Raw genomic sequence first — 22,711 nt, forward strand, 5'->3', positions numbered from 1 at the left:
ACAGCTCCTCCTTGGCCTCGCGCAGCTTGGCCTCGAGGTCGACGTCGTTGAGCTCGTCGAGCTCGTGGGCGAGGTTCGCCATCAGAACTCACCGGCCTCTCGGGTGATGAAGCGGCACTTCATGGGCAGCTTGTGGATGGCACGACGCATCGCCTCGCGGGCGACGTCCTCGGGCACACCGGACAGCTCGAACATGACGCGGCCGGGCTTGACGTTGGCGACCCACCACTCGGGCGAACCCTTACCGGAACCCATGCGGGTCTCGGCGGGCTTCTTGGTGAGCGGGCGGTCGGGGTAGATGTTGATCCACACCTTGCCGCCACGCTTGATGTGACGGGTCATGGCGATACGAGCGGACTCGATCTGGCGGTTGGTGACGTAGTGGCCCTCGACGGCCTGGATCCCGAAGTCACCGAACGCGAGCGAGGTGCCACCCTTGGCCGCACCACCGCGCTTGGGGTGGTGCTGCTTGCGGTGCTTGACGCGACGCGGCATCAACATGGGTCAGCTCTCCTGGGTCTCGGCCGGAGCGGTGGCCTGCGCGTCGCCGGCCGGAGCCTCGGACGCGGCGGGCGCGTCGCCACCACGGTCGGCGCGGGTCGGGCGGTCGCCGCGCGACCCGCGGGTCGGACGGTCACCACCGCGGGTGGGACGACCACCGCGGCCGGGAACACCGGCGCGGGCGGCGGCCTGGGCCTGACGCTCGGCACGGGTGCCGGCGACCTCGCCCTTGTAGATCCAGACCTTCACGCCGATGCGGCCGAAGGTCGTGCGGGCCTCGTAGAAGCCATAGTCGATGTCGGCGCGCAGCGTGTGCAGCGGCACGCGACCCTCGCGGTAGAACTCGGTGCGCGACATCTCGGCGCCGTTGAGGCGGCCCGAGCACTGGATGCGGATGCCCTTGGCGCCGGAGCGCATGGAGGTCTGCATCGCCTTGCGCATGGCGCGACGGAACTGCACGCGGCCCGAGAGCTGCTCGGCGACGCCCTGGGCGACCAGCTGCGCGTCGATCTCGGGGTTCTTGACCTCGAGGATGTTCAGCTGCACCTGCTTGCCGGTGAGCTTCTCGAGCTCGCCGCGGATGCGGTCGGCCTCGGCGCCACGGCGACCGATGACGATGCCGGGACGCGCGGTGTGGATGTCGACGCGCACGCGGTCACGGGTGCGCTCGATCTCGACCTTGGCGATGCCGGCGCGCTCCATGCCCTTGCTGAGCAGCTTGCGGATCGCGACGTCCTCGCCGACGTACGACTTGTAGAGCTTGTCGGCGTACCAGCGCGACTTGTGGTCGGTGGAGATGCCGAGGCGGAAGCCGTTCGGGTTGATCTTCTGGCCCATTACTTCGCGGCCCCCTTCTTGGACTTCGCGGCGACGGTCTCGGCGGGCTGGACCGCGATGGTGATGTGGCTGGTGCGCTTGTTGATCCGGGTGGCCCGGCCCTGCGCACGCGGACGCCAGCGCTTCATCGTCGGGCCCTCGTCGACGCGAGCCACGGACACGACCAGGTCGGAGGCCGAGAGGCCCTCGTTGGTGGTGGCGTTGGCAGCGGCGCTGGCGACGACCTTGTAGACGGTGGCGGCGGCGGCCTGCGGAGCGAACTCCAGCAGCGTCAGGGCCTCGTCCACGGGCAGGCCGCGGACCAGGTCGACGACGCGGCGCGCCTTCATCGGGGTGATCCGCACGAAGCGGGCGGTCGCGAAGGCGCCGGGCTCGTCGCCGAGCAGCGACTCGCGGCGCGCGCTCGTGCGCTGGCGCTCGGTGGTGCTCATCGGCGGCGTCCCTTCCGGTCTTCCTTGACGTGTCCGCGGTAGGTGCGGGTGGGGGCGAACTCGCCCAGCTTGTGGCCGACCATCGAGTCCGAGATGAAGACCGGCACGTGCTTGCGGCCGTCGTGGACGGCGATGGTGTGACCGATCATGTCCGGCACGATCATCGAGCGGCGCGACCAGGTCTTGATGACGTTGTGCGTGCCCTTCTCGTTCTCGGCGTCCACCTTCTTCTGCAGGTGGTCGTCGACGAAGGGACCCTTCTTCAGGCTGCGAGGCATCGTCTAGTTCCTTCAGCGCTTGTTCTTGCCGGACTTGCGGCGACGGATGATCTGGGAGTCGCTGGCCTTGCGCTTGCGCGTGCGGCCCTCGGGCTTGCCCCACGGCGAGACCGGGTGACGACCACCGGAGGTCTTGCCCTCACCACCACCGTGCGGGTGGTCGACCGGGTTCATGACGACACCGCGGACGGTCGGGCGCTTGCCCTTCCAGCGCATGCGGCCGGCCTTGCCCCAGTTGATGTTCGACTGCTCGGCGTTGCCCACCTCGCCGACGGTGGCGCGGCAGCGCACGTCGACGTAGCGCATCTCGCCCGAGGGCAGACGCAGCGTGGCGCGCGAACCCTCGCGGGCGACCAGCTGGGCGCTGTTGCCGGCCGAGCGGGCCATCTTCGCGCCGCCGCCGGGGCGGAGCTCGACGCAGTGGATGGTGGTACCGACCGGGATGTTGCGCAGCGGCAGGTTGTTGCCGGGCTTGATGTCGGCCCCGACACCGGACTCGACGCGCGAGCCCTGGACGAGGTCCTTCGGCGCCACGATGTAGCGCTTCTCGCCGTCGGCGTAGTGCAGCAGCGCGATGCGCGCGGTGCGGTTGGGGTCGTACTCGATGTGCGCGACCTTGGCCGGCACGCCGTCCTTGTCGTAGCGACGGAAGTCGATGACGCGGTAGGCGCGCTTGTGGCCGCCACCCTGGTGCCGCGTGGTGATGCGACCCTGGTTGTTGCGACCGCCCTTCTTGGGCAGCGGGCGCGTCAGCGACTTCTCAGGCGTGGTGCGGGTGATCTCGGCGAAGTCGGCCACCGACGAGCCGCGACGGCCCGGGGTGGTCGGCTTGTACTTGCGGATAGCCATCAGGCCTGACCTCCGAAGATGTCGATGCGGTGGCCGTCAGCGAGGCTGACGATCGCGCGCTTGGTGTCCTTGCGCTTGCCCAGGCCGTTGCGGGTGCGGCGCACCTTGCCCGGCCGGTTCAGCGTGTTCACCGAGGTGACCTTGACGCCGAAGATCTTCTCGACCGCGATCTTGATCTCGGTCTTGTTCGCGTCGGGGCGCACGATGAAGGTGTACTTGTTGGCGTCGAGGAGGCCGTAGCTCTTCTCCGACACGACCGGGGCGATCAGGACGTCGCGGGGGTCCTTGTGCAGGGTGCTCATCAGTTGGTCTCCTCCTGGGCGCCGGCGCGACCGGCGACGAACAGGTCGTAGGCGGCCTTGCTGAACACCACGTCGTCGCTCGCGAGGACGTCGTAGGTGTTGAGCTGGTCGACGGCCACGAGGTGCACCTCGGGGGCGTTGCGCAGCGACAGCCAGGTGAGGGTGTCGGTGCGCTCGAGCACCACGAGGAAGCGGCGACGCTCGCTGAGGCCGTTGAGCGCGGCGAGGGCGGTCTTGGTGGAGGGCTTCTCACCCGACACCAGCGCCTCGACGACGTGGATGCGGCCGTTGCGCGCCCGGTCGGAGAGGGCACCGCGCAGGGCGGCGGCCTTCATCTTCTTGGGGGTGCGCTGGCTGTAGTCGCGCGGCTGCGGGCCGTGGACGACGCCACCGCCGGCGAACTGCGGGGCGCGGGTCGAACCCTGGCGGGCGCGGCCGGTGCCCTTCTGCTTGTAGGGCTTCTTGCCACCGCCGCGGACCTCGCCGCGACGCTTGGTGGCGTGGGTGCCCTGGCGTGCCGCGGCCTGCTGGGCGACGACGACCTGGTGGATCAGGGGGACGTTGACCTCGGCGTCGAAGATCTCGGCCGGGAGGTCGACGGAAACGGTCTTCGCGGACTCGCTCATCTCGATCAGCCCTTCTTCGCAGCCGTGCGGAGAACGACGAGACCGCCCCGGGGGCCGGGGACGGCGCCCTTGAGGAGGACCAGGCCCTTCTCGACGTCCACGGCGTGGACGGTGACGTTCTGGGTGGTGACGGTGTCGGCGCCCATGCGACCGGCCATCCGCAGGCCCTTGAACACGCGACCGGGGGTCGCGCAGGCGCCGATGGAACCCGGCTTGCGGTGGTTGCGGTGCGCACCGTGCGAGGCGCTCACGCCGGCGAAGCCGTGGCGCTTCATGACACCGGCGAAGCCCTTGCCCTTGCTGGTGCCGGTGACGTCGATGACCTGACCGGCCTCGAAGGTGTCGACGGCGATCTCCTGGCCGACCTCGTAGGAGGAGGCGTCCGCGGTGCGGATCTCGACCAGGTGGCGGCGGGGGGTGGTGCCGGCCTTGGCGAAGTGCCCGGCCTGCGGCTTGTTGACCTTGCGGCCCTCGATCTCGCCGTAGCCGAGCTGGATGGCGTTGTAGCCATCGGCCTCGGGGCGGCGGACCTGGGTGACGACGTTGGTGCCGGCGGCGACCACGGTCACCGGGACGACCCGGTTGTTCTCGTCCCACAGCTGGGTCATGCCGAGCTTGGTGCCCAGCAGGCCCTTCACGTTGCGTTCGATCGTCATGACAGGTTCAACCTCAGAGCTTGATCTCGATGTCGACACCGGCCGGGAGGTCGAGGCGCATGAGGCTGTCGACGGTCTTCGGCGTGGGGTCGATGATGTCGATGAGTCGCTTGTGGGTGCGCATCTCGAAGTGCTCGCGCGAGTCCTTGTACTTGTGCGGCGAGCGGATGACACAGAAGACGTTCTTCTCGGTCGGCAGCGGCACGGGGCCGGCGACCTTGGCACCGGTACGCGTGACGGTGTCCACGATCTTGCGCGCCGAGGTGTCGATCACCTCGTGGTCATAGGCCTTGAGCCTGATGCGGATCTTCTGTCCCGCCATAGGTCTCTCTCGTCCTTCTCGTCGTACGACTCGGCATGTGTCGCTGTGGTCTGGTCAGCTCCGACCCCCGAGGTCGGGCGTGTCGCCGTAATGACGACGTGCGTGAGCAGCGGGGGAAGTGGAGCTGTTGGTCTGACTCCTCGGGCCTCACCCCCGCAGGGCCTCGGAAGGCGACTGCGGTGGCGTGCGGTGCGACCGACGTCGACGACCACCACGCTCACAGCGGCTCACTGCGGGCCAGGCCCTCAGCACTCCGCACGGGAGACACGATTCAGTAGTCAAGACGGCGCGCACCCCGGCGAGCCGGAGCAACCGGAACATCCTGGCAGAGCAGCGGGGGTCGAGCAAAATCGCAGAGCACTCCCCTGGGCCGGCCCACCGGGTTTGCAAGGATGAGGCAACCCCGCACCCTGGAGGAGAGCCATGTCCGAGGGTCCGCCGTCCTTCCCCCCACCCGGGGCGCCGCTGCCCCCCGAGCCGGGCGCGCCCGCGGGGCCCGGGCCCGCCGGGCCGCCGCCCTCCCCCGGCGGCAACCCCGGCTACCCGAGCTACCCGAGCTACCCGAGCTACCCCGCCCCCGGTCCCGAGGCGCCCGGCTGGGGCCAGGGCGGCCCGCAACCCTCGGGCGCCTGGCTCCCGCCGGCGGGACCCACGCCCCCGCCCGGGATGTTCCTCGGGGCCGCCCACAAGCCGGGCGCCTTCCCGCTGCGCCCGCTCAACCTCGGCGCCATCTACGACGGCGCCTTCCGGATCATCCGGTTCAACCCGAAGGCGACGGTGGGGGCGGCGGTGCTGGTCACCGTGGTGGCGATGCTGCTGCCGGTGCTGGTGACGGTGGCGCTGACGTTCACCGCCGGGCTCAGCGAGGACGTCCTCGACGGCGGGGAGGCCTCCACCGGGGAGGTGCTGCGGCTGGCGACCGCCTACGGCTCCCTGATCGTCTCCGTCCTGATCGCGCAGGTCGGGGTCACGTTGGTCACGGGCATGATCTGCCACGTCGCCCGAGCCGCGGCAATCGGCCGACGCCTCGATCTCGGCGAGGCCTGGGCCGCCACGCGCGGCCGGCGCTGGCGCCTGATCGGGCTGGCCCTGCTGGTGCAGCTGATCCCGGTGCTCATGATCGCGATCTACGTGCTGCTGTGGTTCGCCCTCATCGTGCTCTCGCCTGGCACGGTGGCGCTGGTTCTGTGGGGGGTGATCACCGTTCCGGCGTTCGTGGCGCTGCTGGTCTTCGTCTACACCCGGCTGCTCTACCTGCCGGTGCCGGCGCTCATGCTGGAGAAGGAGGTCGGGGTGCTGGGCTCCATGGGCCGCTCGTGGCACCTCACCCGCGGCCAGTTCTGGCGCACGTTCGGGATCGGCATCCTCACGGTCATCATCGGCTCGATCGCCGGGCAGATCATCGCGATACCGCTCGGGATCGTCGCCGGCATCGTCGGCGTGTCAGCACCTCAGTACGCCACCCTCGCGTTCGTCCTGGCCCAGGCGGTGGGGCTCGTCGTCCAGTACGCCTTCTACGCCCCGTTCCTCGCCTCGGTCTCGTCCGTGCAGTACATCGACCTGCGCATGCGCAAGGAGGGCTTCGACATCGAGCTCTTGCGTGAGGCGGGGATCCTCACCTCATGATCCGAGCAGCACTCGGGACGCTCCTGCCCGCCGCCTCGCCTCCGCTCGACCCGAGCGGCGACGAGGCGCGCCGGCAGCTGCGCCGTGAGCTGCTGCGCCCCGAGTACAACACCGACGACCCGCTGCAGCGCCTGCTCGACGCGATCGGTCGCCTCTTCGACGGCGCCCAGGACGCCGCCCGCGGTGCACCTGCGCTCGCCTGGGCGGCAGCGGTGCTCGTCGTCCTGCTGCTGATCACGGCGGCTATCGCCCTCGCCTCCCGCGCCCGGCGCACCGCGAGCGAGCGCGCGCAGGCCGGCAGCGACGTGCTCGGCACCCGGCTCACCGCCGCCGAGCTGCGCGCCCGGGCGGAGAAGGCCCTGGCGGCGGGCGAGGCGGCCGCCGCCCTCCTCGATGCCTACCGCGCGACGGCGGTCCGACAGGTCGAACGCGGGCGACTGCAGGAGCTGCCCCAGGCCACCGCGCGCGAGGTCGCCCGCTCGCTCGCCGACGCGCTGCGCGAGCGCGGCGCCGACGGCCCGGACGGCGCCGGCCTCGAGCTCCGTCTGGCGCAGGCGGCCGACCTGTTCGACGCCGTGCTCTACGGCGACCGCCCCGCGCGGGTGGAGCAGGCGCGCGACGTCCTCGACCTCGACGGCGACCTCGACCTCGCGCTCGCCCGTCCTGCGCGCCCACGCGTCGAGGTGGAGCGATGAGCACCACCGAGGCCGCGAAGGCCGGCGACACGGGCCCGACCGCGCACGGCGCAGCGCGTCGCTCGCGTCGTACCACCCTGCTGCTGCTCGCCGCACTCGCGCTGGGCATCACCGCGGCCGTGCTCGCCCGCGGCGGGCAGCAGTACGACGCCGCTCTCGATCCGGAGAACCCCGGCCGCGACGGGGCGCGGGCGCTCGCCCGGGTGCTCGCCGACCAGGGCGTGGAAGTGGACGTCGTCCGCTCGGCCGCCGCGCTGGAGCGCACCGACGTCGCCGGCGCGACGGTCGTGGTGACCTCGGGCGACCAGCTCGCCCCCAGCACGCTGCGCCGCCTGCAGCGCCACGTCGACGGCGAGGCGCCGCTCGTGCTCGTCGACCCCGCGTTCGCCGTGGTGCTCGACATCGACGACTCCGTCTCGACCCGGACGCTCACCTCGGTGGAGCGCCGCGGCGAGGCCGACTGCACCGCGCCGGTCGACCTGCGCGACCTGCGCCTGGCCGCCGACCAGGTCACCGCCCTCTCGGGCGGCCCCGAGCTCACCACCTGTTTCGACGGCGAGGGCGGCGCCGTGCTGGCGCGCCTCACCCGCGGCGACGTCACCCTCTTCGGCGGCGGGCAGGCGCTCAGCAACGACCAGGTGCTGCGCGCCGACAACGCCGCCATCGCGCTGCGACTGCTCGGCGGGCGCGACCGGCTCGTCTGGTACGTGCCCGACATCGCCGACGCCACCGCGAACGAGGCGGTGACGCTGCGCTCGCTGCTCCCCCGCGCGGTGATCCCATCGCTGTGGCTGGTGGGCCTCGCCGCGGTGGCGCTGCTGCTGTGGCGGGTGCGCCGGCTCGGGCCGCTGGTCACCGAACCGCTGCCGGTCGTCGTCCGCGCGGTGGAGACCACGCGCAGCCGGGGGCGCCTCTACCGGCGCGGCAACGACCGGGCCCACGCGGCCGCCCTGCTGCGCGAGGACGCGCGCCGCGAGGTCGCGGCGCGCCTGCGCCTCGACCCCCGCGGCGGCGCGCACGACCTGAGCACCGCCGTTGCAGCCCACCTCGGCGTCCGCGAGGACGACGTGCGCTCCCTGCTCGACCCCGCCGCCCCGGCCCCCGCCACCGACGCCGACCTGGTGGCCCTGGCGCGACAGCTCGCCCGACTCAGAGAAGAGGTACGACGCGCATGACCCACGACCCCCTCGACCACCCGGCACAGCCGGCCCCCGGCGGCGCGCGCCCCGACGACGCGGCCGTGCGCGAGCGCCTGCTCGCGCTGCGGACCGAGGTGGCCAAGGCCGTGGTCGGTCAGGACGCCGCCGTGTCGGGCCTCCTCGTGGCGCTGCTGTGCGGCGGGCACGTGCTCATGGAGGGGGTGCCCGGCACGGCGAAGACCCTGCTCGTGCGCTCCCTGGCCGCGAGCCTGGACGTCGCCACCCGGCGCGTGCAGTTCACCCCGGACCTCATGCCGGGCGACATCACCGGCTCCCTGGTGGTCGACGGCCGGGCCGGCGAGCTCACCTTCCGCGAGGGCCCGGTGTTCACCAACCTGCTGCTGGCCGACGAGATCAACCGCACGCCTCCGAAGACGCAGTCGGCACTGCTCGAGGCGATGGAGGAGGGGCAGGTGTCGGCCGACGGCGTCACCCGCTCCCTGCCTCGCCCCTTCCTGGTGGCGGCCACCCAGAACCCGGTCGAGTTCGAGGGCACCTACCCGCTGCCCGAGGCGCAGCTCGACCGCTTCCTGCTCAAGGTCGTGCTGCCCGTGCCGCCGCGCGAGGACGAGATCACGGTGCTCACCCGGCACGCCTCCGGCTTCGACCCGCGCGACGTCGCGGGGGCGGGACTGCGGGCGGTGGCCGGGCCGAGCGACATCGAGGCCGGCCAGGCGGCCGTGGGCCGCGTGCAGGTGGCGCCCGAGGTGGCCGCCTACATCGTCGACATCGCGCGGGCCACGCGGCAGTCGCCGTCGCTCTCCCTCGGTGTCAGCCCTCGCGGCGCCACCGCGCTCCTGCGGGCCGCCCGGGCGTGGGCGTGGCTCTCGGGCCGCGACTTCGTGACCCCGGACGACGTCAAGAGCCTCGCGCAGGCCACGCTCGTGCACCGGCTGGCCCTCCGTCCCGAGGCCGAGCTCGAGGGGGTCGACGTCACCGCCGTGCTGTCCTCGGCCATCGCGTCCGTCCCCGTGCCGCGATGAGCGCGGCCGGACGAGCCTGAGCCGCCGATGCTCATCACCGGCCGGGTGCCGCTGCTGCTCCTCCTGGGGGTGGGAGCGGTCGTGCTGCGCCCCGAGCCGGGCACCGTCTGGCTCTGGCTGCTCGGCGTGCTCGTGCTCGTGGCGCTGGACGCCGCGCTGTGCCCGAGCCCGCGCACGGTGCGGCTGGCGCGTCGTCCGGGCGGCAGCGTGCGCCTCGGCGACGCGTCGTCCAGCGAGCTCACGCTCGACAACGTGGGGCGGCGCACGCTGCCGCTGCTCGTGCGCGACGCGTGGCAGCCCTCCGCCGGGGCCGGCGCGGGCGGCACCGACCGGCACCGACTGCGCCTGCGCGCCGGCGAGCGGACGACGCTCACCACCCGCCTGCTGCCGACCCGGCGCGGCGACCTGCGCGCGGCAGGCGTCACCGTGCGGGTGCGCGGACCGCTCGGGCTCGCCTGCCGCCAGCGCACCTTCGACGTGCCGGGCTCGGTGCGGGCGCTGCCGCCCTTCGGCTCCCGACGCCACCTGCCCTCGCGGCTCGCGCGGCTGCGCGAGCTCGACGGACGCACCGCCGTGCGCACCCGCGGGCAGGGCACGGAGTTCGACTCGCTGCGCGAGTACGTGCGCGGCGACGACGTGCGCTCCATCGACTGGCGCGCCTCGGCGCGCAGCACCCACGTGGTGGTGCGCACCTGGCAGCCCGAGCGCGACCGGCGCGTCGTCCTCGTGCTCGACACCTCGCGCACCTCGGCCGGCCGCGTCGGCGGCGGCACCGAGGACGACGACGGCACGCCGCGCCTCGACGCGGCGATGGACGCCGCGCTCCTGCTGGGAGCGCTCGCCTCGCGCGCCGGCGACCGGGTCGACCTCGTGGCGGGCGACCGCACCGTGCGGCTGCGCCAGCGGCTGCACGGGGTGCGCGACGTCGCGGCGCGGATGCAGGAGCAGATGGCGGGTCTCGACCCGGTGCTCGCCGAGACCGACTGGGACGCCCTCGCCGGTGCGGTGCAGGCCTTCGGTCGCCAGCGGGCCCTCGTGGTGCTGCTGACCCCGCTCGAGACCTCCGCGGTGGCCGAAGGGCTGCTGCCGGTGCTCCCGGTGCTCACCAGCTACCACCGGGTCGTGGTGGCCAGCGTGCGCGACCCCGCGCTGCAGACGCTCGCCACCGGCGAGGCGGCCTCGCTGGAGGAGGTCTACACCTCCGCCGCGGCGATGCGCGAGCTCACCCGGCGCGAGCGGCTGCGCGAGGTCCTGGGTCGCAGCGGCGTCGACGTGGTGGACGCCGACGCCGAGCGGCTGCCGCCGGCGCTGGCCGACCACTACCTCGACCTGAAGGCGCGCGGCCTGCTCTGAGGCGTGCGATCAGGCGCGGGCGGCGACGGTGTCGCCGAGCAGCTCGGCGTCCAGGTCTCCCGTGGCGCCGCGCGACGCCGCCGCTCGACCGATGACGAACACGTAGGCGAGGAATAGCAGCTCGGCCAGGACGCCGATCGCGATCCGGGCCCAGGTGGGCAACCCCGAGGGCGTCACGAAGCCCTCGATCGCCCCGCTGATGAGGAGCAGGACGCCGAGCCCCATCGCGACCGTGGCGGCCGTGCGCCCGGCCTCGGCGAGCGCGGCGGCACGGGTGCGTCCGCCAGGCTCGACCCACGACCAGAACAGCCGCAGGCCCACGCCGCCCGCCACGAAGACGCAGGTGAGCTCGAGCAGGCCGTGGGGCAGGATCAAGCCCCAGAACAGGCTCGCGCGATCGTTGTTGATCATGATCGAGCCGACGATCGCCAGGTTCAGCACGTTGGTGAAGAGCACGTAGACCACGGGCAGGCCCAGCACGCCGAGCGCGATGCACAGCGCGCTGACCCAGGTGTTGTTGAGCCACACCTGGGTGGCGAAGGCGCTCGCGGCGTTCTCGCTGTAGTAGCTCGCGAAGTCGGTGTTGACCAGCTGGTCGACCTCGGCCGGGGAGAGCAGGTTCTGCTCCACCTGGGGGTTCTGGACCAGCCAGGCCATCATCACGCCGGTGACCACGACGTTGGCCAGCAGGCAGCCCAGCCACCAGCGGCGCAGGCGGTAGAGCGCCGCCGGGAAGCGCTGGGTGAAGAAGCCCGCGACGCCGCGCCAGCTGGGCACCCTCGCCGCGAGCATCGCGATCCGCGCGCGCCCGAGCAGCGACGACAGGTGCGCGACCAGCTCGCCGTCGGGGGCGCTGGTGCGGATGACGGAGAGGTGCGTGGCCACCTGCTGGTAGCGGTCGACGAGCTCGTCAGACTCCGCGCCGGTGCGCCGCTTGGTCGCGACGAGCTGCTCGAGGCGGGCCCAGTCGCGCTGGTGCGCGATGACGTAAGCGTCGAGGTCGATGCGCGGCACGCGGTCAGCCTACGACGCCCGCCGCGTAGGCTCGCCAGCGTGATCGGGCCCACCTCCGCCGGCGACGGCCGGCGCGACGACTTCGCGCGCGTCACCGCCGACGACCTCGTCACCGGCGAGGGCGTCGCGCTCGACCTGCCGGCTGCATCGGTGGGTCTGCGGATGGCGAGCGGCCTCATCGACATCGCCGCCACCGCGCTGGTGCTGCTGGCGGCCTTCATCCTCTTCAACGTCGCGGCCATCCCCGGCGACGACGACGCGCTGTTCGGCGCGGCCCAGGTGCTCGCGCTGCTGGTCGGCTTCATCGCCTACCCCACGGCGGTCGAGACGCTGACCCGCGGCCGCTCGCCCGGCCACCTCGTCACCGGCCTGCGCACGGTGCGCGACGACGGCGGCCCGATCAGCTTCCAGCACGCCCTGGTCCGCTCCCTGATCGGCTTCGTCGAGATCTGGGCGACCAGCGGGGTGCCCGCCTTCTTCTCGGTCCTCCTGAGCAGCCGCGGCAAGCGGCTGGGCGACTACGCCGCCGGCACCTACGTGGTGCGCGAGCGGGTGCGCCTGCAGCTGCCCCAGCCGACCCCGATGCCGCCGCAGCTGGCCGGCTGGGCGCAGCAGGCCGACCTCGCGGCGCTGCCCACGGGCACGGCGCTCGCGGTGCGCCAGTACCTCAACCGCGCCGCCGCCCTCGACCCCGCCTCGCGCGAGCAGGTGGGCCGGGCGCTGCTGGACGACGTCCTGCCCCACGTCGCGCCCGCGCCTCCCGCCGACGCACCGCCGGCCTACGTGCTCGCGGCCGTCGTCGCCGAGCGCCGCCGGCGCGACCTGCTGCGCCTCGAGCGCGACGACGCCCTGCGCCGCCGGATGCTCGGGGCGCCCGCGGCACCGAGCGCCCCGCCGCCCCCGCCGCCTCCGCCCTCCGCCACGCCCTGGGCGGGGCCGCCGCGATGAGGTCGGTACGTTGGACGGGACAGCCGGCTTCGAGGAGGATCCGATGACCGAGGTGAGCGATCCGCTCTCCACCGATCCCGTGCCCCCGGGCCCGTCGCGGCGGGTCGCCGCGGGTGCGGTCGAGCCGCTCACCGAGGCCGACCTCGAGCGTGCCGCCGAGCGCATCGGCCGCATCGGTGCGGCGTTCTCCACGCGGGTGGTCGGTCAGGAGCGGCTGCGGACCTCGCTCCTCGTCACCCTCCTGGCGGAGGGGCACGTGCTGCTCGAGAGCGTGCCGGGCCTGGCGAAGACGCTCGCGGCGTCCACGCTGGCGCGCACGGTGGATGCCCGGTTCACGCGCATCCAGTGCACGCCCGACCTGCTGCCGAGCGACATCATCGGCACGCAGGTCTACGACCCCGGCCGTCACGTCTTCGAGACCCAGCTGGGCCCGGTGCACGCCAACATCGTGCTGCTCGACGAGATCAACCGGGCGAGCGCGAAGACACAGTCGGCGCTGCTGGAGGCCATGCAGGAGCGCCAGACCTCGATCGCCGGCACCGTGCACCCGCTGCCCGACCCGTTCCTGGTGATGGCCACGCAGAACCCCATCGAGGAGGAGGGCACCTACGTGCTCCCCCACGCCCAGATGGACCGCTTCCTGCTCAAGGAGATCGTCGACTACCCCGGCGAGCTCGAGGAGCTGATGGTGCTCGACCGCATCGGCGACGGCACGCTCGGCCAGCACATGAGCGATCTCGCACCCGTGGCCTCGCTCCCCGACGTCGTGGAGCTGCAGGAGCTCGCCCGGCGCGTGTACGTCGACCCCGCCATCCGCCGCTACGTGGTCGACGTCGTGCGGGCCACCCGCGACGTCGCGGCGCTGCTCGGCCCCGAGCTCGGCGGCTACGTGGAGATCGGGGCGAGCCCGCGCGGCTCGATCGCCTTCTTCCAGGCCGCCCGGGCGATGGCCCTGGTGCAGGGCCGCCACTACGTGATCCCCGAGGACGTCAGGGAGCTGCGCCACAGCGTGCTGCGCCACCGGCTCAACCTCAGCTTCGAGGCGCTGGCCGACCGGGTGCGCCCCGAGACCATCATCGACGCCGTCTTCCGCGCCGTTCCGACCCCGTGAGCGTGAGCCGCCCGTGACCGCCCACCTCACCCGGGTGCGCTCGCAGCTGGTCATCCACGCCCACCGCCGGGTGCGGGGGCAGCTGGAGGGCGACTACGCCGCGGTGGCGGTGGGGCGCGGCATGGACTTCCACGACCTGCGCGAGTACGTGCCCGGCGACGAGGTCAAGGACATCGACTGGAAGGCCTCCGCGCGCAGCCGCCAGCTGCTGGTGCGCCGCTACGTGGCCGAGCGCAAGCACACCGTGCACCTGTGCGTCTCGACCGGCCGGAGCATGGCGGCGCTCAACGACGCACAGATCACCAAGCGCGAGCTCGCCGTCTTCGTCGCCGGCGTCGTGGGCCAGCTGGCCGTCCAGCACGGCGACCTGGTGGGCCTCAGCATCGGCGACGAGGACGACCTCGTCTCGGAGCGGGCGGCCGGCGGCCTGGTGCACCTCGAGCGACTGCTCGGGCGGGTGCACGACGCGATCGCCCCCACCGGGCCACCGGCCGACCTCGAGTCGCTGCTGCGCCACGTCGTGCGCACGGTGCGGCAGCGCACGATCCTGCTCGTGGTGGCCGACGACGTGACCCTCACCCCGGGCGCCGAAACGCTGCTGCGACGCCTGGCCGTGCAGCACGAGGTGCTGCTGCTCACCGTCGGCGACGTCGACCCCACCGACCCCGGGGTCGCCGGCCGACGTCTGGTCGACATCGACACCGCCGCCGAGGTGCCCGCCTGGGCCCGCGACGACGCGCAGCTGCGCCGCGAGTACGCCGCCCTCGTGCAGGCGGAGGTGGAGCAGCTGCGCCGCCAGCTCGACCGGCTGGGCGTCGTCCACGAGCGGGTGCACGACCACGCCTCGGCCGTCGTGGCCGTGCACCGACTCCTCGAGAGGCACCGCCATGCTCGGCGCCGGTGAGCTGCCCGAGGAGTTCACGGGCCCCGTCGCCTACGACGATCGCTGGCTGTGGATCGCCGTCGCGCTCGCGGCCCTGGTGGTGGCCTACTACGCCCTCACCTGGTGGCTGACCCGCGCCCCCCGACCGGAGGTCGTCGCGGCGCCCACCGTGGACGTCGGCTCCGCGCGTGCGCTCGCCCTCGCCCGCGTGGACGACGTGGAGCGCGCCGTGCGCGAGGGCGGGCTCAGCGCCCGCGCCGGCCACCAGCGCCTCAGCGAGGTGGTGCGCGCCTACGTCGAGCAGGTCAGCGCGCTGCCCGCGCGATCGATGGCGCTGGCGGACTTCCGCGCGATCGCGCCGGCGGCGCTCACCGGGGCCATCGAGCTGATGTATCCGCCGGAGTTCGGGCCCGACGAGACCTTCGCCGAGCGCACCTTCGCCGACGCGGCAGTGCAGGCGCGCACCATCGTGGAGCGGTGGGGCTGACGCATGGACCTCGGCATGGATCTGGGCCTCGGCCTCACCTGGAACCGCGGCGCCACCGGGTTCGCCTGGGGCTGGCTGCTCCTGGCCCTCGCGGTGGTCGTCGTCGCGCTGCTCGTGCGCTGGGCCACCACGCGCGAGCGCACCTCCGAGGTGCCCGACGCCGCGCTCGTCGCCCATGCCGCCCGCCTGCGCCTGCTGCCGCGCTACCGCCGCCTCGTGCGCCGGCGCCTGCTGCTCGGCACGGCCACGAGCGTCGCCGCGCTGCTCGCCATCAGCGGAGCGCTCGTGCTGGCCGGGCGCGTGCAGGAGCGCCAGGTGACCGAGCAGAGCGATCGCACCCGCGACATCGTGCTCTGCCTCGACTCCTCCGGGTCGATGGCCCAGGTCGACGCCTCCGTGCTGCGCGAGTTCGCCTCGATCGTGCGGGGCCTGCGCGGCGAGCGCGTCGGGCTGACGATCTGGAGCGGCTCGGCCATCACCGTCTTCCCGCTCACCGACGACTACCGCTTCGTGCTCGAGCAGCTGCGCGCAGCCGAGCAGGCCTTCGGCAGCGGCAGCGTCTACAGCGACGCCTACGGGCAGTTCACCGCCGGCACCATCACCGACTACGACGTGCAGTCGCAGATCGGCGACGGCCTCGCCTCCTGCGTGCAGCGCTTCGACCGGCGCGAGGAGGACCGCAGCCGGGCGATCGTGCTCGCGAGCGACAACGAGCCCATCGGCCAGGGCGTCTTCCCCCTCGCGGACGCCGCCGCGCTCGCGGCCTCGAAGGGCATCGTGGTGCACGGCATCGCCGCCCCGGCCACCGCCGAGCGGCCGGATGCCGTGGGCGAGTTCCGCTCCGCGGCCGCCACCACCGGCGGCACCTTCTCGCTGCTCGGCCAGGACGGCAGCGCGGCCGCCGTGGTGGAGGCGATCGGCGAGCTCGACGCCACCCGTACCGAGCGGCCCCCCGTCGTCCGCGTGCTCGACCAGCCGGGGCTCGGCACGCTGCTCGCGGCGCTCGGCGTCGGCGGGCTGCTGCTCGTCTGGGGCGCGGAGGCCGGCCTGGCACGGGCCTCGCGACGCCGGGGGTCGGCGTGAGCGGGCCGGCGGCGACGATGTGGCAGCGGCTGCGCCACCCTGCGTCGACGCGCGATCTCGCCCTGCGCACGTGGGTGCGGCGGGCGGCGATCGTGCTGATGCTCGGCGTGGTGCTGGCCCGCCCCGGCTACGGGCGCCTCGAGGTGCCGAGCCAGCTCTCCGACGTCGACCTCGTCGTGGTCGTCGACCGCACCCGTTCGATGGCGGCGCTCGACTACGACGGGCGGCAGCCGCGCCTCCTGGGCGCCGAGCAGGACCTTCAGGAGCTCGCCGCCGGACTGCCCGGTGCGCGCTTCGCCATGATCGCCTTCGGCACCGAGGCCCGCCAGGTGCTCCCCCTCACCACCGACGCCTCCGCCTTCGACGCGGCCGTGCAGACCATCGACCTCGAGGGCCCGCAGGAGGGCGACGGCTCCCAGGCCGAGCGACCCGCCGCCGTGCTCGGCGAGACCCTCGCCCGCGCGAAGGACGCCGACCCCGACCGGCGGCGCATCGTCGTCTACGTGGGCGACGGCGAGGACACCTCGCCGGTGGGCACGGGCGACCAGCCGACACCGGCCGACGGCTTCGCCTCGCTGCGCGACGAGGTGGCGGGGGGCGTCGTCCTCGGCTACGGGACGACGGACGGTGCCGTCATGCCCACCGACGACCCGCTCGCACCGGGGGCCGACTCCGGCAGCTACGTCGTCGACAGCAGCACCGGCCAGAGCGCGGTGTCGCGCGCCGACCTCGACAACCTGCGCGAGGTCGCCGACCAGCTCGGCGTGCCCTTCGAGCACCGCACCTCCCCCGGCGGCATGGACGACGTGGCCTCCCGCATCGGCGCCTCCTTCGCCGACGGCGGACTCGGCGGCGGCCAGCGCGCCGCGCACGACCTCACCTGGCTGGCCGGGCTGCTCCTGCTCGCCCTGCTGCTCGCCGAGCTGAGGCCGGCCTGGCGGGCGGTGTGGCGCAGCCGCGACGAGCTGGCCCCGGCTGCGAGCAGCGACGAGCGACCCGCGACCCAGGAGGTGGGGCGATGACCGCGCAGCTGGACCGGCCCGCGCCGTCGGCACCGGCGGAGCGACCGGGCAACCCGCACGCCCGGCGCCGGGCGGTGTGGATGGTGGTCGGTGCGCTCCCGGCCCTCATCGCGCTCGCGGTGGCGGTGAAGATCGGCCTGATGCTGCACGACAACGCGGCCGGACGCGACGCCTTCGACCGCGGCAACGACACCGCCGCCATCGACGCCTTCGGCGACACGCGCTCCTTCAACCTCTTCGAGCCGTGGATCGCCCCCTTCGACGAGGGCACCGCGCACCACGCCGACGGCGACTACGACGCGGCACTGCGCAGCTACGGCGCCGCCCTCGAGGTGGTGCCGCGCCGCGAGGAGTGCACGGTGCGCATCAACGCCGCGCTGGCCCACGAGGCCCTGGGCGACGCCGCCGCCGAGGGAGGCGACACCGCGGGCGCACGCACGGAGTACCAGCGCGGCCTCGACGTGCTGGCGGCCGGGAGGTGCCCCACCGAGGCCGGGCGCGGTGAGCAGCAGCGCGACGACGCCGGCAGCACCGAGCAGCGTCTGCGCCAGAAGCTGCAGCAGCAGGACCAGCGACAGCAGCCCCAGGACGGCGACCAGCCGCAGCCGCCCCCGCCGCCCCAGCAGCCGTCACCGGGGCAGGACCCGCGCGAGGGTCAGCTGGAGCGCAACAACCAGCGCGGCCTCGAGCAGCGCCGCCAGGACCAGGACCTCTTCGGCGACCGGGACTTCACCCGGCCCAACAGCTGGTGAGCCTCAGCGGCGGCGACGTAGCAGCCTGCTGAGCACCAGCACGGCGACGAGGCCGACGGCGATCTTGGGCGCGTAGGTGCGCATCAGCACCGGCAGCACCGCCGAGCCGAGGTCGAGGGCGTCGTCGTTGGACGCCGGCGCTGGGCGCACCGCACCGACCGGCTGTACCGGCGGGGCGGCGGTCGCGGTGGCACTCGCCCCGGCTGCGGCCGCGGCGCTCTGCGACGCCGGGGTGGTCGACGAGGCGGGAGCGGCCGCAGGCGCAGGATCCCCAGCGCCAGGCACCGGAGCAGTCGCTCCCGCCTCGTCGTCGCCGGCGCGCAGCCGCTGCTCGAGGCAGCTCACGAACTGCGCGAGCAGCTTGTCGGAAACGTCCTGCATGACGCCCCGACCGAACTGCGCCGGCTTACCGGTGATGGCCAGGTCGGTCACCACCTCGAGGCGGGTGCCGCCCGCAGCCCCACTGGTGTCGGCACCCGACTCCATCTGCACCGTCACGGTCGCCCCCGCCGTGCCGTTGCCCCGCTTGTCACGCCCCTTCGCCTCCACGACGAAGCGGTGCGCCGCAGCGTCACGCTCCACGAAGCGACCCGACCCCGCGTAGACCAGGGCGATCGGCCCCAGCTTCACCTTGCAGGTGCCCTCGAACGTGGCGGCGCCGTCGGCGTCCTCGCTCACCGAGGTCACCTGCGCCCCCGGGAAGCAGGCGGCCAGCCCGGCGATGTCGCCGAAGTGGGTCCACGTGGCTTCGAGGTCGGTGGGCACGGTGAAGGAGTGGGTGAGGTCCACGGGTGTCTCCTGCGGGTCGTTGCGAGGGGTGGGCTGGCGGGGGCGGCCGGTCAGGCCGATCAGGCCGGGGCGACCGTGCCGTTGCGTCCGGCGGCGGCGAGCACGGCCCGCCGGGTCAGGACGCCGGCCAGGTGGCGCCGGTACTCGGCGCTGCCGTTGAGGTCGGTGGGCGGGTTGGTGCCCTCGGCCGCCAGCGCGGCCGCCTCGGCGACGCCCTCCTCGGTGGCCGGTCGACCCACGAGCGCCTGCTCCACGGCGTGGGCGCGCAGCGGCGTGGAGCCCATGTTCGTGAGCCCCACCTTCGCCTCCGCGATGGTGTCGCCCTCGAGCCGCACGGTGGCGGCCACCGCCACGATCGGCCACTGGTGGGCGATGCGCACGAACTTCTCGTACGACGCCCCCCAGCCGTCGTGCTTGGGCAGGTGCACCTCGGTGAGCAGCTCGTCGTCCGAGATCGCGGTCTCGAAGAGGTCGACGAAGAACTCCGAGGCGGGCACCTCGCGCACTCCGCCGGGCCCCTGGACGACGAAGGTCGCGTCCAGCGCCATCGCCGGCGCGCCGAGGTCACCGGCGGGGTCGGCGTGCGCGAGCGCCCCGCCGAAGGTGCCGCGGTGGCGCACCTGGACGTCGGCCAGGTGGGTGACCGCCTTGCTCACGAGCAGCGCGTGCTCGTGCACGAGGGGGTCGCGCCCGACGTCGTGGTGGGTGGTCATCGCGCCGATCACCAGGTGGTCGCCGGCGTCGCGGATGCCCCGCAGGCTCGGGATGCGTCCGAGGTCGATGACGAACTCGGGGGCGTTGAGCCGCATCCGCAGGACCGGCAGCAGGCTCTGCCCGCCGGCGATGATCTTGGCGTCGTCCCCGTGCTCGGAGAGGGCGGCGAGGGCCTCCTCCACCGAGGTCGGGGCGAGGTACTCGAACGCGGCGGGGATCATGCCGCACCCCCCTTCGCGGCCGTGCCGTCGTTGATGGCGCGCCACACCCGTTCCGGGGTGCAGGGCATGGTGATGTCGTTGATGCCGAGGTGGCGCACGGCGTCCACGACGGCGTTGACGACCGCCGGGGTGGAGGCGATGGTGCCGGCCTCGCCGACGCCCTTGGTGCCGAGCGAGTTGGTGGTGGCCGGCGACGTGGTGTGGTCGACGTCGAAGCTGATCGTGTCGGCCGCGGTGGGCAGCAGATAGTCGGTGAACGAGCCCGACACGAGCGTGCCGTTCTCGTCGTAGACCGCCTCCTCCCACAGCGCCTGCGCGATGCCCTGCACGAGACCGCCGTGCACCTGGCCCGAGACGATGAGCGGGTTGATGACCACGCCGATGTCGTCGCAGCAGGCGTACTTGCGCAGCTTCACCTGGCCGGTCTCGGTGTCGACCTCCGCCGCGCACAGGTGGGTGCCGTGCGGGTAGTTGAAGTTGACCGGGTCGTAGGTGGCCTCGGAGTCGAGCGAGGGCTCGACGCCGTCGGGCAGGTTGTGCGCGGCGAACACGGCCGTGGCGATCTCGGTGATCGCCATGCCGGAATCGGTGCCGCGCACGCCGAAGCGTCCGTCGCGGAACTCGAGGTCGTCGACGGAGGCCTCGAGCAGGTGCGCCGCGATCGGGCGCGCCTTCTCGATCACCTTGTCGACCGCGCGCACCAGCGCCTCGCCGCCCACCACCAGGCTGCGCGAGCCGTAGGTGTCGAGGCCCTTGTGCGAGCTCTGCGTGTCGCCGTGCAGCACCTCGACGTCCTCGAACGGGACGCCGAGCCGGTCGGCCACGATCTGGCTGAACGCCGTCTCGTGGCCCTGCCCGTGGGCGGACGCGCCGGTGACGACCTCGACCTTGCCGGTGGGCAGCATGCGCACCTCGGCGTGCTCCCAGCCGCCCGCGCCGTAGTTGAGGGAGCCGAGCACGCGCGAGGGCGCCAGACCGCACATCTCGGTGAAGGTCGAGACGCCGATGCCCAGCTGCACCCGGTCGCCGCGCGCACGGCGCTCGGCCTGCTCGCGACGCAGCTCGTCGTAGCCGAACATCTCCTTCGCGCGGGCGGTGGCGGCCTCGTAGTTGCCGCTGTCGTACTCCAGGCCCGCCACCGTGGTGAACGGGAACTCCTCGTGGCGGATCCAGTTCTTCTCGCGCACCTCGAGCGGGTCGACGCCGAGCTCGGCGGCCAGCTCGTCCATCAGTCGCTCGATGGCGTAGGTGGCCTCCGGGCGGCCGGCGCCACGGTAGGCGTCGGTCCACGTCTTGTTGGTGAGCACGTTGGTGGTCTGGAACTGGTAGGCCGGGAACTTGTAGATGGCGTTGAACATGAACGCGCCCAGCACCGGCACACCGCCGCCGACGATCGCCACGTAGGCGCCGAGGTCGGCCAGCAGGTCGACCTTGAGGCCGGTGACGGTGCCGTCCTTGGTGGCGGCCAGCGTGAGCCGCTGCCACTGATCGCGACCGTGGTGGGCGGTGAGCAGCGACTCGCTGCGGGTCTCGGTGAACTTCACCGGCTTGCCGAGGCGTCGTGCCACCGCGAAGGCGATCATCTCCTCCGGCGTCTGCTGCAGCTTGCCGCCGAAGCCGCCGCCCACGTCGGGGGCGATCACGCGGATCTTCGACTCGGGCACGCCCGTGGTGGCGGCCAGCGCGAAGCGCAGGATGTGCGGGATCTGCGTGGCCGACCAGATCGTGATCTGCTCGCCGGTGGGGTCGACCACGACCGAGCGCGGCTCCATGAAGGCCGGGATGAGGCGCTGCTGGCGGTACTCGCGCTCGATCACGATGCCGTTCGCCCGGGCCTCGGCGATCGCCGCCTCGACGTCGCCGCCCGTGCCCGCCTCGGCGGAGTCGAAGCGCCACACGGCGCTGACGTTGGTGCCGAGGTCGGGGTGGGCGAGCGGACCGCCGTCCTCGTGGGCGGTGGCGGCCTGCTTGAGATCGAGGGCCGCGGGCAGCTCCTCGTAGTCGACCTCGACGAGCTCGGCGGCGTCGCGGGCCTCGGCGGCGCTGCGCGCCACCACGACGGCCACGGTCTCGCCGGCGAAGGACACGCGGTCGGCCGGCAGCGGCAGGTGCGCGGGCGTCACCTGGTCGGGGACGACGGGCCACGCGTTGATGCACGCGCCCTGGGTGTCGGCGAGGTCGGCGGCGGTGTAGACGCCGACCACGTTCGTGCTCTGCTTGGCAGCCTCGGTGTCGATGCCGACGATGCGGGCGTGGGCGTAGGGACTGCGCACCATCGCCAGGTGCAGCATGCCCGGCAGCGTGATGTTGTCGGTCCACCGCGTGCGGCCGGTGATGAGGCGCTGGTCCTCCTTGCGGCGGCGGTCGCGACCGATCTCGGCGGTGCGGGTGGGCTCCTGGGTGGCGGTCATGCCGTCACCCCCTCGCTGCTCGCGGCACCGGCCTGGGACGACCCGGCCGCGTGCTGCACGGCCTTGACGATGTTGTGGTAGCCCGTGCAGCGGCACAGGTTGCCCTCGAGGCCGAGGCGGATGGCCTCCTCCGAGGGGTCGGGATTCTCCTTGAGGAGGTCGACGGTCTGCATGATCATGCCGGGCGTGCAGAACCCGCACTGCAGGCCGTGGCACTCGCGGAAGGCCTCCTGCACGGGGTGGAGTGTGCCGTCCTCGGCGGCGAGGCCCTCGATGGTCGTGATCTCGGCACCGTCGGCCTGCACGGCCAGCACGTTGCACGACTTCACGCTCGTGCCGTCGAGGTGCACGGTGCACGCCCCGCAGTTGCTGGTGTCGCAGCCGATGACCGTGCCGGTCTTGCCGAGGTGCTCGCGCAGGTACTGCACGAGGAGGGTTCGCGGTTCGACGTCGTCGGCCACCTTCTGGCCGTCGACGGTGAGCGTGATGCGGGTCATGACTCTCCCAACAGGTGACGGGCGTGTGACGTGGCTCACGGTAGGAGTCGAAGGTTGGCCGGAGGTTGTGCGGCCCACGCGTTCGTCGGACGGCGCGCGGCGGGCGGGTCTACGGTGCTGC

26 protein-coding genes are annotated in these 22,711 nt (G+C 73.3%); 12 read left to right on the forward strand and 14 right to left on the reverse strand.

Annotated features, from left to right (window positions below; all coding sequences use genetic code 11):
- Positions 1-81: 81 nt before the first annotated feature.
- From rplP to rpsJ, 9 genes are read right to left on the reverse strand one after another with little or no spacing between them, the layout of a single operon-like run.
- Positions 82-501, reverse strand: coding sequence for a 50S ribosomal protein L16 (gene rplP, locus ACERUN_RS13310; RefSeq protein WP_370290487.1), 420 nt, complete (start codon positions 499-501; stop codon positions 82-84).
- Positions 502-504: 3 nt separating this feature from the next.
- The gene (rpsC, locus tag ACERUN_RS13315) at positions 505-1,338 is read right to left on the reverse strand and encodes a 30S ribosomal protein S3 (protein WP_370290488.1); all 834 of its coding nucleotides are present in this window, start codon (positions 1,336-1,338) and stop codon (positions 505-507) included.
- Entirely contained in the window at positions 1,338-1,769 is a 432-nt protein-coding gene (rplV, locus tag ACERUN_RS13320) for a 50S ribosomal protein L22 (protein WP_370290489.1), read from the reverse strand. The genes rpsC and rplV overlap by 1 nt, the downstream gene beginning before the upstream one ends.
- Positions 1,766-2,047 carry a 30S ribosomal protein S19 gene (rpsS, locus tag ACERUN_RS13325; protein WP_370290490.1) on the reverse strand — a complete coding sequence of 94 codons (282 nt, stop codon included), beginning with the start codon at positions 2,045-2,047 and terminating at the stop codon, positions 1,766-1,768. The genes rplV and rpsS overlap by 4 nt, the downstream gene beginning before the upstream one ends.
- Positions 2,048-2,059: 12 nt before the next feature.
- A complete protein-coding gene (rplB, locus tag ACERUN_RS13330) occupies positions 2,060-2,896 on the reverse strand; it encodes a 50S ribosomal protein L2 (RefSeq protein WP_370290491.1) in 837 nt (278 codons plus the stop codon).
- The gene (gene rplW, locus ACERUN_RS13335; RefSeq protein ID WP_370290492.1) at positions 2,896-3,198 is read right to left on the reverse strand and encodes a 50S ribosomal protein L23; all 303 of its coding nucleotides are present in this window, start codon (positions 3,196-3,198) and stop codon (positions 2,896-2,898) included. The genes rplB and rplW overlap by 1 nt, the downstream gene beginning before the upstream one ends.
- Positions 3,198-3,824 (reverse strand): 50S ribosomal protein L4, encoded by a 627-nt coding sequence (rplD, locus tag ACERUN_RS13340; protein WP_370290493.1) that lies wholly within the window; start codon positions 3,822-3,824, stop codon positions 3,198-3,200. The genes rplW and rplD overlap by 1 nt, the downstream gene beginning before the upstream one ends.
- 5 nt (positions 3,825-3,829) lie before the next feature.
- Positions 3,830-4,480: a 50S ribosomal protein L3 gene (gene rplC, locus ACERUN_RS13345; protein ID WP_370290494.1), complete on the reverse strand. Its 651-nt coding sequence runs from the start codon at positions 4,478-4,480 to the stop codon at positions 3,830-3,832.
- Positions 4,481-4,493: 13 nt separating this feature from the next.
- On the reverse strand, positions 4,494-4,802 hold the full coding sequence (gene rpsJ, locus ACERUN_RS13350; protein ID WP_007078637.1) for a 30S ribosomal protein S10: 309 nt from the start codon (positions 4,800-4,802) through the stop codon (positions 4,494-4,496).
- A gap of 423 nt (positions 4,803-5,225) precedes the next feature.
- On the opposite strand from rpsJ, the gene ACERUN_RS13355 reads away from it, so the two are divergent.
- Genes ACERUN_RS13355 through ACERUN_RS13375 form a run of 5 tightly spaced genes read left to right on the forward strand, consistent with a single transcriptional unit; the run spans position 5,226 to position 10,658 of the window.
- A complete protein-coding gene (locus tag ACERUN_RS13355; protein WP_370290495.1) occupies positions 5,226-6,428 on the forward strand; it encodes a hypothetical protein in 1,203 nt (400 codons plus the stop codon).
- Positions 6,425-7,123 (forward strand): hypothetical protein, encoded by a 699-nt coding sequence (locus ACERUN_RS13360; RefSeq protein ID WP_370290496.1) that lies wholly within the window; start codon positions 6,425-6,427, stop codon positions 7,121-7,123. The genes ACERUN_RS13355 and ACERUN_RS13360 overlap by 4 nt, the downstream gene beginning before the upstream one ends.
- Positions 7,120-8,298: a DUF4350 domain-containing protein gene (locus ACERUN_RS13365; RefSeq protein WP_370290497.1), complete on the forward strand. Its 1,179-nt coding sequence runs from the start codon at positions 7,120-7,122 to the stop codon at positions 8,296-8,298. Before ACERUN_RS13360 ends, ACERUN_RS13365 begins: the two co-directional genes overlap by 4 nt.
- Entirely contained in the window at positions 8,295-9,305 is a 1,011-nt protein-coding gene (locus ACERUN_RS13370) for an AAA family ATPase (RefSeq protein ID WP_370290498.1), read from the forward strand. The genes ACERUN_RS13365 and ACERUN_RS13370 overlap by 4 nt, the downstream gene beginning before the upstream one ends.
- Before the next feature lie 27 nt (positions 9,306-9,332).
- Entirely contained in the window at positions 9,333-10,658 is a 1,326-nt protein-coding gene (locus tag ACERUN_RS13375) for a DUF58 domain-containing protein (RefSeq protein ID WP_370290499.1), read from the forward strand.
- Between the two features lie 9 nt (positions 10,659-10,667).
- Here the strand turns inward: ACERUN_RS13375 and ACERUN_RS13380 are convergent, their stop codons facing one another.
- Positions 10,668-11,672: a stage II sporulation protein M gene (locus tag ACERUN_RS13380; RefSeq protein ID WP_370290500.1), complete on the reverse strand. Its 1,005-nt coding sequence runs from the start codon at positions 11,670-11,672 to the stop codon at positions 10,668-10,670.
- Between the two features lie 39 nt (positions 11,673-11,711).
- On the opposite strand from ACERUN_RS13380, the gene ACERUN_RS13385 reads away from it, so the two are divergent.
- Genes ACERUN_RS13385 through ACERUN_RS13415 form a run of 7 tightly spaced genes read left to right on the forward strand, consistent with a single transcriptional unit; the run spans position 11,712 to position 17,958 of the window.
- Positions 11,712-12,620 (forward strand): RDD family protein, encoded by a 909-nt coding sequence (locus tag ACERUN_RS13385; RefSeq protein ID WP_370290501.1) that lies wholly within the window; start codon positions 11,712-11,714, stop codon positions 12,618-12,620.
- Between the two features lie 43 nt (positions 12,621-12,663).
- Positions 12,664-13,731 carry an AAA family ATPase gene (locus ACERUN_RS13390; RefSeq protein ID WP_370290502.1) on the forward strand — a complete coding sequence of 356 codons (1,068 nt, stop codon included), beginning with the start codon at positions 12,664-12,666 and terminating at the stop codon, positions 13,729-13,731.
- 13 nt (positions 13,732-13,744) lie between these two features.
- Complete coding sequence (locus tag ACERUN_RS13395) at positions 13,745-14,635, forward strand: DUF58 domain-containing protein (RefSeq protein WP_370290503.1); 891 nt, start codon at positions 13,745-13,747, stop codon at positions 14,633-14,635.
- A complete protein-coding gene (locus ACERUN_RS13400) occupies positions 14,619-15,101 on the forward strand; it encodes a hypothetical protein (RefSeq protein WP_370290504.1) in 483 nt (160 codons plus the stop codon). The genes ACERUN_RS13395 and ACERUN_RS13400 overlap by 17 nt, the downstream gene beginning before the upstream one ends.
- Before the next feature lie 15 nt (positions 15,102-15,116).
- Positions 15,117-16,184 carry a VWA domain-containing protein gene (locus tag ACERUN_RS13405; RefSeq protein ID WP_370290505.1) on the forward strand — a complete coding sequence of 356 codons (1,068 nt, stop codon included), beginning with the start codon at positions 15,117-15,119 and terminating at the stop codon, positions 16,182-16,184.
- Positions 16,181-17,206: a vWA domain-containing protein gene (locus ACERUN_RS13410; protein ID WP_370290506.1), complete on the forward strand. Its 1,026-nt coding sequence runs from the start codon at positions 16,181-16,183 to the stop codon at positions 17,204-17,206. Before ACERUN_RS13405 ends, ACERUN_RS13410 begins: the two co-directional genes overlap by 4 nt.
- Complete coding sequence (locus ACERUN_RS13415) at positions 17,203-17,958, forward strand: hypothetical protein (RefSeq protein WP_370290507.1); 756 nt, start codon at positions 17,203-17,205, stop codon at positions 17,956-17,958. Before ACERUN_RS13410 ends, ACERUN_RS13415 begins: the two co-directional genes overlap by 4 nt.
- Before the next feature lie 3 nt (positions 17,959-17,961).
- On the opposite strand, the gene ACERUN_RS13420 is transcribed toward ACERUN_RS13415, so the two are convergent.
- The 4 genes from ACERUN_RS13420 to ACERUN_RS13435 are packed head-to-tail and all read right to left on the reverse strand — an operon-like array spanning position 17,962 to position 22,590.
- Positions 17,962-18,747, reverse strand: a complete 786-nt coding sequence (locus ACERUN_RS13420; protein WP_370290508.1) for an SRPBCC family protein — start codon at positions 18,745-18,747, stop codon at positions 17,962-17,964.
- Between the two features lie 59 nt (positions 18,748-18,806).
- Positions 18,807-19,682 carry a xanthine dehydrogenase family protein subunit M gene (locus ACERUN_RS13425; protein WP_370290509.1) on the reverse strand — a complete coding sequence of 292 codons (876 nt, stop codon included), beginning with the start codon at positions 19,680-19,682 and terminating at the stop codon, positions 18,807-18,809.
- A complete protein-coding gene (locus tag ACERUN_RS13430; RefSeq protein ID WP_370290510.1) occupies positions 19,679-22,093 on the reverse strand; it encodes a xanthine dehydrogenase family protein molybdopterin-binding subunit in 2,415 nt (804 codons plus the stop codon). Before ACERUN_RS13430 ends, ACERUN_RS13425 begins: the two co-directional genes overlap by 4 nt.
- Complete coding sequence (locus ACERUN_RS13435) at positions 22,090-22,590, reverse strand: (2Fe-2S)-binding protein (protein WP_370290511.1); 501 nt, start codon at positions 22,588-22,590, stop codon at positions 22,090-22,092. Before ACERUN_RS13435 ends, ACERUN_RS13430 begins: the two co-directional genes overlap by 4 nt.
- Positions 22,591-22,711: the final 121 nt, after the last annotated feature.

The sequence above is a fragment of the Nocardioides sp. genome (assembly GCF_964229035.1).
Lineage (GTDB): Bacteria > Actinomycetota > Actinomycetes > Propionibacteriales > Nocardioidaceae > Nocardioides.